General features: G+C 43.6%; 14 protein-coding genes and 1 pseudogene. 5 read left to right on the top strand and 10 right to left on the bottom strand.

Annotation, left to right across the window (positions count from 1 at the left end; genetic code table 11):
- Positions 1–51: 51 nt before the first annotated feature.
- Genes AC4MBN_RS07055 through AC4MBN_RS07065 form a run of 3 tightly spaced genes read right to left on the bottom strand, consistent with a single transcriptional unit; the run spans position 52 to position 1,763 of the window.
- A complete protein-coding gene (locus AC4MBN_RS07055; RefSeq protein WP_491880922.1) occupies positions 52–927 on the bottom strand; it encodes an MBL fold metallo-hydrolase in 876 nt (291 codons plus the stop codon).
- A gap of 2 nt (positions 928–929) precedes the next feature.
- On the bottom strand, positions 930–1,346 hold the full coding sequence (locus tag AC4MBN_RS07060; RefSeq protein WP_419364280.1) for a DUF6691 family protein: 417 nt from the start codon (positions 1,344–1,346) through the stop codon (positions 930–932).
- Positions 1,347–1,763: a YeeE/YedE family protein gene (locus AC4MBN_RS07065; RefSeq protein ID WP_491880923.1), complete on the bottom strand. Its 417-nt coding sequence runs from the start codon at positions 1,761–1,763 to the stop codon at positions 1,347–1,349.
- 99 nt (positions 1,764–1,862) lie between these two features.
- Here AC4MBN_RS07065 and AC4MBN_RS07070 point away from each other — a divergent pair, with 99 nt between their 5' ends.
- Entirely contained in the window at positions 1,863–2,174 is a 312-nt protein-coding gene (locus tag AC4MBN_RS07070) for an ArsR/SmtB family transcription factor (RefSeq protein WP_005235664.1), read from the top strand.
- Positions 2,175–2,236: 62 nt separating this feature from the next.
- Here AC4MBN_RS07070 and AC4MBN_RS07075 read toward each other — a convergent pair whose 3' ends face one another.
- From AC4MBN_RS07075 to AC4MBN_RS07085, 3 genes are read right to left on the bottom strand one after another with little or no spacing between them, the layout of a single operon-like run.
- Positions 2,237–2,968 carry an ABC transporter ATP-binding protein gene (locus AC4MBN_RS07075; protein ID WP_491880924.1) on the bottom strand — a complete coding sequence of 244 codons (732 nt, stop codon included), beginning with the start codon at positions 2,966–2,968 and terminating at the stop codon, positions 2,237–2,239.
- Positions 2,961–4,184, bottom strand: a complete 1,224-nt coding sequence (locus tag AC4MBN_RS07080) for an ABC transporter permease (protein ID WP_491880925.1) — start codon at positions 4,182–4,184, stop codon at positions 2,961–2,963. The genes AC4MBN_RS07075 and AC4MBN_RS07080 overlap by 8 nt, the downstream gene beginning before the upstream one ends.
- Positions 4,181–5,404 (bottom strand): efflux RND transporter periplasmic adaptor subunit, encoded by a 1,224-nt coding sequence (locus AC4MBN_RS07085; RefSeq protein WP_491880926.1) that lies wholly within the window; start codon positions 5,402–5,404, stop codon positions 4,181–4,183. Before AC4MBN_RS07085 ends, AC4MBN_RS07080 begins: the two co-directional genes overlap by 4 nt.
- A gap of 378 nt (positions 5,405–5,782) precedes the next feature.
- On the opposite strand from AC4MBN_RS07085, the pseudogene AC4MBN_RS07090 reads away from it, so the two are divergent.
- The 3 genes and pseudogenes from AC4MBN_RS07090 to AC4MBN_RS07100 all read left to right on the top strand — a co-directional run bounded on the left by AC4MBN_RS07090 (position 5,783) and on the right by AC4MBN_RS07100 (position 7,900).
- A pseudogene (locus AC4MBN_RS07090) lies at positions 5,783–6,656 on the top strand (SDR family oxidoreductase).
- Positions 6,657–6,884: 228 nt separating this feature from the next.
- The gene (locus AC4MBN_RS07095; RefSeq protein WP_180013705.1) at positions 6,885–7,049 is read left to right on the top strand and encodes a hypothetical protein; all 165 of its coding nucleotides are present in this window, start codon (positions 6,885–6,887) and stop codon (positions 7,047–7,049) included.
- Positions 7,050–7,222: 173 nt separating this feature from the next.
- Positions 7,223–7,900: a type 1 glutamine amidotransferase domain-containing protein gene (locus tag AC4MBN_RS07100; RefSeq protein WP_419364294.1), complete on the top strand. Its 678-nt coding sequence runs from the start codon at positions 7,223–7,225 to the stop codon at positions 7,898–7,900.
- A gap of 102 nt (positions 7,901–8,002) precedes the next feature.
- Here the strand turns inward: AC4MBN_RS07100 and aliA are convergent, their stop codons facing one another.
- The 4 genes from aliA to AC4MBN_RS07120 are packed head-to-tail and all read right to left on the bottom strand — an operon-like array spanning position 8,003 to position 12,501.
- Entirely contained in the window at positions 8,003–9,670 is a 1,668-nt protein-coding gene (gene aliA / locus AC4MBN_RS07105; RefSeq protein WP_491880927.1) for a cyclohexanecarboxylate-CoA ligase, read from the bottom strand.
- A 54-nt stretch (positions 9,671–9,724) separates the two neighbouring features.
- Positions 9,725–10,882, bottom strand: coding sequence for a cyclohexanecarboxyl-CoA dehydrogenase (gene aliB, locus AC4MBN_RS07110; RefSeq protein WP_491880928.1), 1,158 nt, complete (start codon positions 10,880–10,882; stop codon positions 9,725–9,727).
- A 12-nt stretch (positions 10,883–10,894) separates the two neighbouring features.
- Entirely contained in the window at positions 10,895–11,677 is a 783-nt protein-coding gene (gene badI, locus AC4MBN_RS07115) for a 2-ketocyclohexanecarboxyl-CoA hydrolase (protein ID WP_180192244.1), read from the bottom strand.
- A gap of 59 nt (positions 11,678–11,736) precedes the next feature.
- Positions 11,737–12,501, bottom strand: coding sequence for a glucose 1-dehydrogenase (locus AC4MBN_RS07120; protein WP_180192243.1), 765 nt, complete (start codon positions 12,499–12,501; stop codon positions 11,737–11,739).
- 504 nt (positions 12,502–13,005) lie between these two features.
- On the opposite strand from AC4MBN_RS07120, the gene AC4MBN_RS07125 reads away from it, so the two are divergent.
- The gene (locus AC4MBN_RS07125) at positions 13,006–13,494 is read left to right on the top strand and encodes a MarR family winged helix-turn-helix transcriptional regulator (protein ID WP_180192242.1); all 489 of its coding nucleotides are present in this window, start codon (positions 13,006–13,008) and stop codon (positions 13,492–13,494) included.
- Positions 13,495–13,578 lie beyond the last annotated feature (84 nt).

The raw sequence follows: 13,578 nt of genomic DNA on the forward strand, positions 1-13,578 counted from the left end.
ACTTTATAAGCGCTTAATTTAAAGATTAATATTTCGTTCTTGATAAATTGATCACTTCTTAAAATAATTTAGCGGCAGCTTCAAATAAGACACACCATTGTCTTCTGGCATTGGAAACTGCCCTCCATTCATATTGATCTGGATGGCAGGCAAAATCAGCTTCGGCATACTTAAACCTGCATCACGCTGCTGACGCATCTGTACAAATTCAGATTTGCTAATCCCTTCACGGATATGAACGTTTTGCTGTTTTTGCTGATGGATCGTCGTTTCACATTGATATTCATGACGTGACTCTGGCAAATAGTCATGACACAGAAATACTCGGGTACTTTCCGGGAGCTGAAACAGCTTTTGAACAGAGTCATATAAAACCGGTGCACTGCCATTTGGAAAATCACAACGAGCCGTGCCATAGTCTGGCATAAACAGTGTATCTCCTACAAAGACGGCGTCACCAATCACATAGCTTAAACAGGCAGGTGTATGGCCTGGTGTAGGAATATTATAAACTTCCAGTTCGCCAATTTTGAAATGCTCACCATCTTCAAACAGATAGTCAAAAGGCTGATGCGCATTAATCTGTTTCATGTCTAGATGATAAATTTCGGCAAACGTTTCCTGCACCAGCGCAATTTTCTTACTGATTGCAATCTTGCCACCTAATTGCTGTTTTAGATATGGGGCAGCTGTCAGATGATCAGCATGTACATGAGTTTCCAGAATCCATTCCACGGTCAAACCTTGTGATTTTACATAGGCAATCATCTGATCGGCATGCTCGGTCGATGTGGTGGCAGACGCAGCATCGTAATCCAGCACGCTATCAATAATGGCACATCGGGCAGTTTGAGGATCGCTCACTACATAACTAAAAGTATTGGTATTTTTATCAAAAAATGCTTTGACGTTTGGCTGCTGTGTCATATTTATACTCCTGCCCATTTACGGTGAATCCAGACCCCAAGCAGCATAGCTGCAATAAAATACAAGGCTTGATAATGTCCCAAACCAATCAGGGTAAAACTGGGTGCCGGACAAATGCCTGCAATTCCCCAACCGATACCAAATAATAAACTACCCGACAGCAGTTTAGGGTCAATCTTTTGATTCTTTGGTAAATCAATGGGTTCATTAAATAAAGTGGTCGGATTTGGATTATGTTTAGCTTTCTGGAAAGGAATAAAAGCCACCAGAATTGCCCCCATCATGACAAAGGCAAGGCTCGCATCCCAATCCCCAAACAGATCCAGAAAATCCAGAACTTTTTCAGGATTAGACATACCTGAGAGCATCAAGCCGACTGAAAACAGGCCACCAAATAGAAAAGCGAATAGATTTTTCATTTAGATAGCTCCAACCAGATGACGAATCACATAAACCGTGATAAATCCCGCCAGCATAAAAGACCCGGTCGCAACAAAGGAGCGATTTGACAGACGGCTAATCCCACAGATGCCATGCCCACTGGTACAACCTGAACCTAAACGTGTACCAAAACCGACCAGCAAACCGCCAATGACCATCATCCATGGGCTGGCATTCAGCTCAATTTCTGGCTGAAACAAAACGCCATAGATAAATGGAACTATAAATAGTCCTGCTAAAAACCAGACCGCAGGAGTTTTGAAAATCGTCTTTCGATTGAGTACCTGCCCAACCAACCCACTCACGCCCGCAATGTGGCCATTGACATACAGATAGCCGACCACTGAAAGACCAAGCAGTAATCCACCGAGAAACGCTGCCAAAAAGTCATGCATGAGCATATCCCACTTACAATATATAATTTTATAATATATAATTAAAAATATTAATCAAGACAGTTTTTGAATATTGCGTGACTAATACAGGTTTTTTATATGACAGCAGATGAATCTCAGACACGTATTGATTTTTCTCAGGCTCATGTGGTGAGCGAACGCTTAAAAGTGTTGTCGAATTCTGACCGTCTGAAAATTCTATGTGTACTAGTCGATAGTGAAATGAATGTGCAACAGATTGAGCTACAAACTGATATTCACCAACCTACACTCTCGCAACAACTTACCGTACTGCGAAAAGCCGAAATGGTCAGCACGCGTCGGGAAGGCAAGCAGATTTTCTATCAGCTTTCCGACCCCAAATTACTCACCCTGATGCAAACCTTATATCAGCTTTACTGTAAGGCTTAAGTGATAAGAAAAATTTTCATTTAGCTATAATTGCAGAATACAACTATTAAAATATTTAAAGATTAAGTATTTTCAGGAATATCTGCTGGAGCTGTTCTGGTATCACTTTGAATCAGGCCGTCAACTAACTTGATGGTGCGATCACAACTAACAGACAAGCGCGGATCATGAGTCACCAGCAAAATGGCACAGCCCTGTTCCTTATTTACTTTACGGAACAGTTCAAAAACTTCAGATGCGGTCTGGGTATCCAGGTTCCCGGTCGGTTCATCAGCCAGTAACAAGGCGGGTTCTGTAATGAGTGCTCGAGCGATTGCAACACGCTGCTGTTGTCCACCGGAAAGCTCATTCGGTTTTCGATGTGCATATTTTTCCAGTCCGACTGCAGCCAGCAGTTCATGGGCACGATCTAGAGCTTTTTGATCCGGCTTTCCATGTGCCATCATTAACGGCATTAGGACATTGTCTAATGCATTAAAAGCTTGAATCAGATGGTGAAACTGAAATACAAAACCAATACTGCTGCCGCGTAATGCGGTACGTGCAGCGTCATCCATACGGCTGGTGGGTTGACCAAGCAGATACAGTTCACCGCTAGTCGGCTGGTCCAATAGACCCAGAATATTCAATAAGGTACTTTTTCCCGATCCTGATGGACCTATTAGTGCTGCAAAGTCATTACGTTCAATACACAAATCAATGCTATGCAGAACTTCAACTTCATTGGGCTGACCAATATTATAGGATTTACGGAGTGCTTCCAGCCGCAGAACCTCATTCGATGAGTCAGACATGACGAATTGCCTCCACAGGGTCCAGTGCCGCAGCACGACGGGATGGTATAGCCGCTGCCACTACACCAGTCAATGTGGCCAGCAATAAAGCCAGCAATAGCAGATAGATTGAAATTGGGATATAGAACAAACCTGGGCCAAATTCATTAAAGATCCAGACCAGTAAATAACTGACTGCACTGCCGATAATAGACCCCAACAAGCCAAAAATTGCGCCTTGAAACAGGAAAACGCGCAGGATTTGTCTTTGTGTAGCCCCTGTTGCCCTTAAGATGCCAATTTCACGAGTCCGTTGTACGACACTAACTGACAAGACGCTGGCGATACCAAAAGCGACGGAGATGGCCACAAAGATAATAATCATATTGGTTGAAAGGCTTTGTGCTGAGATGGCATTCATTAACTGACCATTGGTTTTAATCCAGCTTTCTGCCTGTAAGGAAGTCAAACGCCCGACCTGCGTTGCAATATTTTCTGCTTCAAAAATATCTTCTACCGTCAGGTCGATTACAGTGATCCCACCTGGCAGGCTGAGTAAGGACTGCGCCTGTTTTAAATCCATATAGACATAGCGCGAATCCAGTTCACGTACTCCGAGTTCAAAAATCCCGGCAATATTTACGACAGTACTGTTATCCTGACCGGTATCTAATCGTAGCTTGCTACCCACCTGTACACCCAGATCTTTAGCCAGCTGACTGCCAATGAGTACATCATCCGCGCCGACACGTAACTGCCCACTGATCATATATTCTTTAAGTGGAATTATTTTCTGATAACGTTCTGGATCCATGCCCACCAGCGCAACCGATTCCTGAGCTTCACCGCGCTGTGCAAATGCAGGTCCAGAAACTACAGGAGAAACAGCTGTCAATAAAGGCACCTGATCCAAGGTCGTCACAACCTCTTGCCAGTTATTGATAGAACGCAGACGCTGGGCCCGTTTATCTTCCAGAACCAGCTGCACAGTGCCTGCGGGTGCTGGTATAACTTGGTTCACTTCATCGGGAGACAGTAAACGGATATGTGCCTGTGTCCCCAAAGTCCTGTCTATAATATTGGACTGCAAGCCCTGTATCAGTGCCGAGATAAAAACAATCACAGACACCCCTACAGCAACACCCACTGTAATCATCAGAGACTGCATCCGGCCTTCTCGCAAAAAACTGATTGCGATCTTCCATTCAATCCAGAGACGCCCTAGTAATTTTTTCACTCGAATTTCACCGGTAATTCATTTTTATTGCTGGCATCATTGTTCTGGTTGGCATAGTTAATTTCTTCGGGCTTAAATCGAACTCGTGTGCCATCTTTTAAAGCTGAAGTTGCATCAGACAGTACCTGATCACCCGTTTTTAAACCGGAAATCACTTCGGACATGGCAAGTCCACGCAGACCCAGTTGCACTTTTTGTCGCTGGATTTTGCTATCACGTACCAGTAATACGGTGGCCTGATCGCCCTGTACTTTCCCTAGCGCATCATTCGGAATTGCTAAGGTACGATCACGGCGACCTGTCTCGACATTAACCGATACCGTCATATCCTGACGCAGAAAATCTGGTACCGGATCAACCGATAAACGCACTTCTACTGTGCCGCGTTGGGGATCGATACTCGGTGCAATAAAGTTAATCCGGGCTGGGAAAGGCTTATCCGGGTATGCATCGGCAATTGCAGTCGCTTTCTGGGACAACGCCAGCCGTGACAGATTACGTTCATCCAGTGGTACACGGATTTCGGTATTGCCATCCATTGCAATGGTAAATAAGGTACGTCCTGGCTGAACCAGATCACCAGGCTCAACATCACGGGTCAGCACCGTTCCAGCAATAGTTGCCCGGATTTTGGTTTTAGCCAGTTGAGCCTGTGCCACCGAAAGCTGCTCACGTAATGAAGCCTCTTCTACCTGACCCGGTGCCAGTGCAGCTGCTTTTAAACGCACGGTTTCATAATTATTGCGTGCTACCCTTTCCGCCTCTACAGCCTGTTCAATTTCTTCTGCCGAAAGGATGCCTGCTTCGGCATTGCGACGACGCGTCGCTTCACGGCTGGCCTGTTCCAGCTGAGCTTTTGCTGAAGCTAATTCTGCTGAGGCTTGTGGACGGCGATTGGTTGTCAGTTCATTCAATGCGACTTCTGCCTGACGAACTTGGGCTGCCAGTTCATCCGATTTAAGTACAACCAGCAAATCGCCCGGTTTGACCCGATCGCCTTCCTTGACCCGACGTTCCAACACCACGCCGGTTACTTCACTACCGACTTGAGCACGCGAAACGGTAATTACCTGCCCGGTAGCAACGACTGATTGCACCAGCGGCATCGGTTCCAAGGTATAACCTGTGACTTGTGGCCCTTGCCACCAGCGAAATACGCCAAATGCAACGAGCAGAAGTAGAAGAATCAGGACAATATATTTATAGCGGATAGCGCGCAATGTGCTTCTCCATTCTGGTTAAAAGCGCAGTTGTAAAGAAATACTTGTAGCTTATCTAGCTGTATATTTTAGATTTATTTGGTTGTAAATAAGTTATTGGTTTTATTTTGCAGATTGGTTCTTAAATCGACTTAACTCTTCTGTAATCCACTGAAGGTATATTCCTGCTTATCGCTCTTTTCCTTAAAAAGAAACCCGATATTTCATTCTAGAAGTCGACTTTAAATAACTAAAACAGGCAGTTCTAAAGTGTCAATTTAAGCTAAATGAATAAATGCTAAATCCTGCAGAGGTTCTGTTATGAAATGTTGAGTCTAATTTAATCCCAACTAAAAGCTCCTAATATATTTTTTCCTCAAGAGCAATCAAGGAAAAAATATGAATAACTATCCTGAAACTCCAGCTTCAACTGAAACCCAAGCTCATCAACCCGGTGATCAGACCAAAATGGATCCTACCCCGGAAGTCATTAAAGAGAATTATAAAGGTAGCGATAAATTAAAAGGCAAAGTAGCACTCATTACAGGTGGTGACAGCGGGATCGGTCGCTCTGTATCAGTATTGTTTGCCCGCGAAGGTGCTGATATTGCCATTTGCTATCTGGATGAAGACCGGGATGCGCTTGATACCAAAAAAATGGTTGAAGCAGAAGGACGCCGTTGCCTGTTGATTCAATGCGATTTACAGCATCCTGATGAAATCAAAAAAATGGTTGAGCAAACCAACCCTTCAGGAATTTAAAACCATTAATATTCTGGTGAATAATGCAGGTGTGCAATATCCGCAGGACAGTATTACTGATATTTCTCCAGATCAGTTATTCAAAACCTTCAATGTCAATATCCTGTCCATGTTCCATCTGACTCAGGCGGTGCTTCCGCATATGCAGGCAGGTGACAGTATTATCAATACCACCAGTATCACCAGCTATCATGGGCATGACACGTTGATAGACTATTCGAGCACCAAAGGCGCAATTACTTCATTCACCCGCAGCTTATCTACCAATCTGGCGAAGAATAAAACCGGAATTCGTGTGAATGGTGTTGCACCCGGCCCAATCTGGACACCACTCATTCCAAGCAGCTTTGATGAAGAACAACTGGAAGATTTTGGTAAACAGACACCAATGGGACGTATGGGACAACCGAGTGAAGTCGCTTCTGCCTATTTATTTTTGGCCAGTGAAGAAGCCAGTTATATCTCAGGACAGGTCATCCATGTAAATGGCGGCAGTATTATTAACGGTTAATCAAAGTTTGAAAGTAGATAGCAGTCTTTCTAGCTGTTATCTACTTTTTTCTAAAATATTTAATACGTTTTAGTTTTTGAATCTTTAAAAAAACAGAATTTAATGAATATCAATAAAATTCATCTTATAGCTATAAAACAATTCAAACAAATCCTGACAGATGATTACCCGCGCCAAAATCGTCCCTTGTTATAGTGATTTCAGACTCTACCTGATGAGGATTCTAAAATGCCTAGAGGTGATAAATCAGCTTATACCGAAAAGCAAAAACGGCAAGCTAAGCATATTGAAGACAGTGAAAAAGATCGTGGTCGTTCTGAAGATGAAGCAGAACGTATTGCCTGGTCGACTGTGAATAAGCAGGACGGCGGTGGCAAGAAAAAGAAAGACTGAGCTGTCCAAAGTTCAAGGAAAGTGATGCTATTGATTTAGCATCATTTCAACTATTTCGATTTTATTCCTTTTATTTTTAAGTAATCGAAAAAGTCTGATGGCCTCAGGTATTCAGATTCTTTCCTCTGTTTTGTTATTTCATCAAGTCATTCAAGATAATTTTAAGGAAAAATATGAAAATTCTGATTATATTAACCTCCCATGATCAACTTGGCGAAACGGGTAAAAAAACCGGATTCTGGCTCGAAGAACTCGCCGCGCCTTACTACACTTTTATTGATGCAGGCGCAGACGTAACGTTAGCCTCTCCTGCTGGTGGCCAGCCACCACTTGATCCAAAAAGTAATGAACCTGATGCGCAAACCGAAACAACCAAACGTTTTGAAGCAGATGAAGTAGCCATGCAGGCTCTTGCCAATACGCATAAATTAAGTGAAGTGCTAAATCAGGATTTTGATGCGGTCTTTTATCCGGGCGGTCATGGACCGTTATGGGACCTGGCCAAGGACCAGAATTCTATTTCCTTAATTGAACAGACTCTACAGGCTAATAAACCTGTGGCACTTGTGTGTCATGCACCGGGTGTACTTCGCGATGTTAAGAATGCAGAAGGCCGACCTATCGTTGAAGGTAAGTCGGTAACTGGTTTTAGTAACACTGAAGAAGATGGTGTTGGCCTGACTGATATCGTGCCATTTTTAGTTGAAGATACGCTGAAAGAACAAGGCGGACAGTATTCCAAGGCTGAGGACTGGCAGGTGCATGTACAGCAAGATGGCCTGTTAATTACCGGACAAAATCCGGCATCTTCTGCTGCAACGGCTGAGGCGCTGTTAAAGTTATTAAAATAATTTCATCCAGATATAAGTCATTGGAGACCAGTTACTTATTTGCTGGTAAAAAACCCTGATGTCATGTCACATCAGGGTTTTTATTAGTTTTATGCCGAGATTCTAATTCACTACTGCTGCTGTTGATGCAATATGCTGGGCCAGTAACTCTCTGAGTTTAAATTTCTGGATTTTCCCCGATGGCGTCATGGGAATCTCGTCCCAAATTTCCAAACGTTCTGGAATATATTGCACTGCCAGATTATGGGTTTTCAGGAAATCGACCAAATCATTAAAACTTAAAGACTGTGAAGGATCTTTTAACTTAATAATCGCACAGGCACGCTCACCCAGCCGTTCATCTGCATAAGCCACTAAAGCGACCACCGCCACATTGGGATGTTTATATAAAAGTGATTCAATTTCTGCGACCGGAATATTTTCACCGCCACGAATGATTACATCCTTTTTACGGCCACAAATCCGGATATAACCTTTTTCATCCTGATAGGCGATATCGCCCGTATCAAACCAGCCATCTGCATCGGTATCATTTAAATGAGCACGTTTGAGGTAGCCACCGAATCCAGAACAAGCACGAATCATCAAACGACCAGACTCATTTACCGGCTTGGTCTTCCCTGTTTTATCGACAATTTTGACGTCTACACCCGGTAAGGCAATACCATCAGTATTAAAAGAACGTTCATCGTCATCTTCTGGACAGGTAGTAGTGACCGCACCACATTCGGTCATCCCCCAAGCTGAAATCACTTTAACCCCTAAAATTTCCCGGGCTTTTTGTACCAGTGGTCCAGGAATTGGCGCACCGGCACAAAGGAAAATTTTCAGTGAGTCGACTTTGTCATGCTGTTCAGCCACAGTATTGGATAGGTCATTCAGGAATGGTGTTGAAGCCATGGTGAAATTCACCTGATGCTGATGAATCAGATCCACGGCTTTGGAGACATCCCAAACATCCTGTAATACCACTTTGGTATTGAGCTGAATTGGCATCATCAGACCATACATAAAACCGGTCTGATGCGCCATCGGTGAAGCCATGAGTACCACATCATTTTCAGTTAAATGTAGTCGCTCGGCATAAGGCACAATATTGGAAAACAAGGTATTAGCGGTATGCATCACGCCTTTCGGTTCACCTGTGGTGCCCGAGGTAAAGATCAGTTGGGTAATATCATTGGGGCCAGACTCAAGCTCACCCAGTGCAGCAACGGCTGTAGGATTCTGTTCTAGCCCATGATTCAGCAACAGGCGATCAAAATTATTCTCGCCCTCCCCATTCACTACGACGACATGTTGCAGGGTGTCCAGCTTGTTGTGTAGGTGATTGGCCAACTGTTCATGGCTAAAATTGCGGAAAGTCTTAGGCACAACAAATACTTTAGATTCACCATGTTTAAGCATGAATTCGAGTTCACGCTCACGGAATATCGGCATGAGTGGATTCAATACGGCGCCAATACGACTACAAGCCAGATACAGCAAAGTAAATTCCCACCAGTTCGGCAACTGACAAGACACAACATCATTTTTCCCGACGCCCAACTGTTTCAAGCCCAACGCAATTTTATTGGTCATGTCCCAAAGCTGCTGGTAGCTGAAGGTCTGTTCAGTTTGATTCTCGACCTTAAAACTCACTAAAGCTGTTTTGTCCGGATTTTTTTCTACCGCACTGCGTAAAAAATCGAGAATTGTTTGATTGAGCCAGTGTCCCTGTTTGAGCATGGCCTCTTTTCTTGTCGGGATCAGAACCGCATCGAAATCCATTCGCTTACTCCTCATTTTTTATAATAGTCTTATTCAGGCTGGGGCGTACTTTTCTTAAGCTGGTACAGCCTTACGTCCTGCCTTATGCCGAGCGATAATTGTTTTCATAATCTGTGCTGTGCCATCACCAATCTGGAAGCCCAGCACATCACGCATGCGCTGTTCCATCACCCCACGGTCATAACCGGCATGACCAAAAGTCAACAGGCATTGATGAATCACATCATAGGCCAGTTTTGGCCCCCACCATTTACACATGCCAGCTTCAGAGGTATGCGGCAGATGGTTGTCTTTGAGCCATAAAGTTTGTAGACAAAGTAAGCGCGCAGCTTCAACCTGCGTTTCATATTCTGCCAGTGGATGCGAAACGCCTTGGAAAGCGGTGAGTGGCTGACCAAAGGCTTCACGTTGTGCCGCATATTCCCAAGCCTCATCCAGACTGACGCGTGCAACCGCCAAAACTTGCAAACCAATCAGGGCACGCGAGAAATCAAAGCCTTGCATGACTTGAACGAAACCTTTGTTTTCATCCCCTAGACGGTGGTTTACCGGTACACGGACATTGTCAAAGAAGATCGAACCGCGGCCAATCGCACGCTGGCCGTGACAGTCAAATCGTGTGGTGCTGATGCCCGGTAAATTCATTGGCACCAGTAAGGCGGTTACGCCATGTGCGCCACTTTCATTTGAACCAGTGCGACCGAAGACCACTGAAGCATCGGCCTGATCGGCTGCTGAAATCGAAGTCTTTTCACCGTTAATGACATATTCATCGCCATCACGTTCGATCTTTAAACGTAAGTTGGCAGCATCTGAACCACCACGCGGTTCGGTCAGCGCAATTGAGAAAATTGCTTCACCACCAGTCAGTTTTTTTAACCATGACTCAACCACCTCAGGCTGTCCATGTTCTGCCAGAATCTGGCCATTTAACGATGCAAGCAGGTTGATATAGGAAAAACTTAAATCAGCCTTGGCAATGGCTTCATGGATAATTCCTGCTGCCAGTCGACCCATACCCTGACCGCCATATTGTTCTGGGAGCTCTGGTGCAATAAAGCCCATTTCACCCATCTTTTTCACCAGATCACGATCAAAGACTCGGCTTTGATCACGCTCTAGAAATCCCGGAGCCACATATTTCTGGGCAAATTTTTCTGCTGTTTCAGCTAAAAATTCTAGATCTTCGGTGATATAAGGATTCTTTTTCATTAATGAGTCTCCTTATTTGGCATATTTACGGAATTCAGGCTGACGTTTTTCCTTCAATGCATTCACGCCTTCACGAGACTCTTCAGTATCGTAATAAAGTTTTAGCGCATACATGCCCATGCCAGCGATCCCTGCCTGATGTGCGGTATCCATATTGAAACTGCGTTTGGCAATCGCGATTGCGGTCGGACTACGCTGACAGATTTCTTCGCCCCATGCCTGAACTTCTGCATCGAGTTGATCTGCCGGCACACATTTATTGGCCAAGCCAATTTCAACCGCTTCTTGACCAGAATAACGGCGGCACATATACCAAATTTCACGGGCTTTCTTCTCACCCACGACGCGCGCTAAAAATGCTGTGCCATAGCCTGGATCAACTGAACCCATCTTTGGTCCGACCTGACCGAAAATAGCTTTGTCTGAACAGATCGTCAGATCACAAATGGTGGCCAGTACATTACCCCCCCCAATAGCATAACCTTGTACGCGCGCAATTACCGGTTTTGGAACATCACGAATGGCGGTATGCAATTCTTCCATCGGTAAACCAATGGTACCGCGACCGTCATAATTGCCATCATGCGCAGACTGATCACCACCAGTACAGAAGGCTTTTTCACCTGCGCCAGCCAATACAATCACACCAACGTTACGGTCATAACCAGCTTTGTTTAAGGCCTTAATCAGTTCGTCACAGGTTGTACCACGAAAGGCATTCATTTTTTCTGGACGGTTAATCGTGATCCAGGCTACACCGTTTTTAACTTCATATAAGATATCTTCAAAATTCATGTTCATTACGTCCTGTACTGTTTTTATCTATCTAATTTAGTGTTAATTAATTTGATGCTTTAACCGTTCATGGTCAGACCGCCAGAGACACTAAGCACCTGTCCGGTAATAAAGTTGGCATCTTCACTCAAGAAAAAGGCAATCGCAGAGGCTAAATCATCTGGTTGACCCAAACGGCCCAGTGGAATAGCACGAATAAAGGCTTCACGTAATTTTTCCGGATTTGATGCACCTTCAGTTACACCTGCCAGTAAGGCCGTATCCGTCGGTCCTGGGCAAATCACATTAATTTTGATGTTGTGGCGTGAATGTTCGCGTGCCAGAGTTTTGGAGAAAGATAGCAATCCTCCCTTACAAGCTGCATAAACTGCTTCGCCTGAAGAGCCGACACGAGCCGCATCTGAGGCAATATTAACTATGCTGCCAGCATTACGCTCGACCATGCCTTTCAGCACAGCAAAGTGCATATTCAGCATACCAACCAGATTGATCTGGATGAGTTTTTGCCATTCATCAGGCGTACTTTTGATGAAAGGTTTGAAAATGTCCCATCCGGCATTATTCACCAGTCCATCGATCGGACCCAATTCATCTTCTGTTTTTTGAACCGCCTGTTCAACGATGTCACTTTGGGTAATATCACACTGAATTGCTAACGCCTGACCGTATTGATTAATTTCATTTGCCAGCTTCTCGGCAGCTTCCAGATTCATATCAAAAATGGCAACTTTTGCGCCTTCTTCAGCCAGACGTCGGCAGGTTGCGGAACCAATTCCGCCAGCACCACCTGTCACAATCACGACCTTATCTTTTAATCCTTTCATTGTTTTATCCCTACGCTATTTGTTGTCGAATTTAATCGGCTGTTGTTCTAATTCGGTGTGTTTTATCTAAAATAGAAAGAGATTAGATTTATGTCAATATATTTACATAAAATAATATTTATATTTCTATAAATATATATATAACAAATACTTAATAATTTTATTTATTCAATGTATTGACCTATATTAACTTTTTTCTTTAGAGTAGCCCATATCTAGCCCCAGCTTATAACTAAGCTATTTCTGTTTCATGAAGGATGTTTTATTTCTTTAGATTGCTAGATGGCTGCCTTGATATTCAGCTAGGGAACGAACTGAGACCGTGAATATCAAGAGAGATATTTGGAATGATTCAACTGCTTAGTACAGAATTTAAAGGTGCAGATTTCTGCTAAAACACTATGATTTTTAAAACAAATTATAAAAGAAACTGATTTATGCGAAAAAGCGATAGGTTATACTTTGCGCCGTTTGGCTATTTCAGTTTTGAGGATGTTGCATATAGTGAGTGATACTTTGTCAAAAAAATATGATCAATCCTTATATTCCGCTCATAACCGGCTGTTTTTCCGTCTGTTTCAGGTGGGAAACAGTCTGGATCGAAAGTGCTTAAATGAGCTAAAAATATCTCCTGTGCATTGGGCTGTGCTGGGTGCCCTGTCTCGTCCTAAAGTTAAATCTGGTATGTCTTTTTCAGATCTGACCGAATATCTGGGTGTGAGTCGCCAAAATCTGGATGCTGTCTTAAAACGACTGGAACGTGATGGACTGGTAGAGCGTGTTATCAATGAACAGGATCGCCGTGCCAAAATTGTTGCGCTCACCACTGAAGGTTTTCAGACCTGGGATAGCCTGCAGGATGATTTTTTTGAGTTTTATGGACAGGCCTTAAATAAACTGGCTTTTGATGATGTGATTACCCTGATTCATTTACTCAATAAAGTAAATGATGGACTAAAAAGTATTCATCTGCAAAAAGAGCCGGATCAATAAAAAATAGACATCTTATTTTTAAATTAAATAGAAAAAAAATGAGCCCTTATGAGGCTCATTTTTAACATCATTGTTTAAAAGATC

The sequence above is a fragment of the Acinetobacter sp. CAU_H_60 genome (assembly GCF_058599385.1).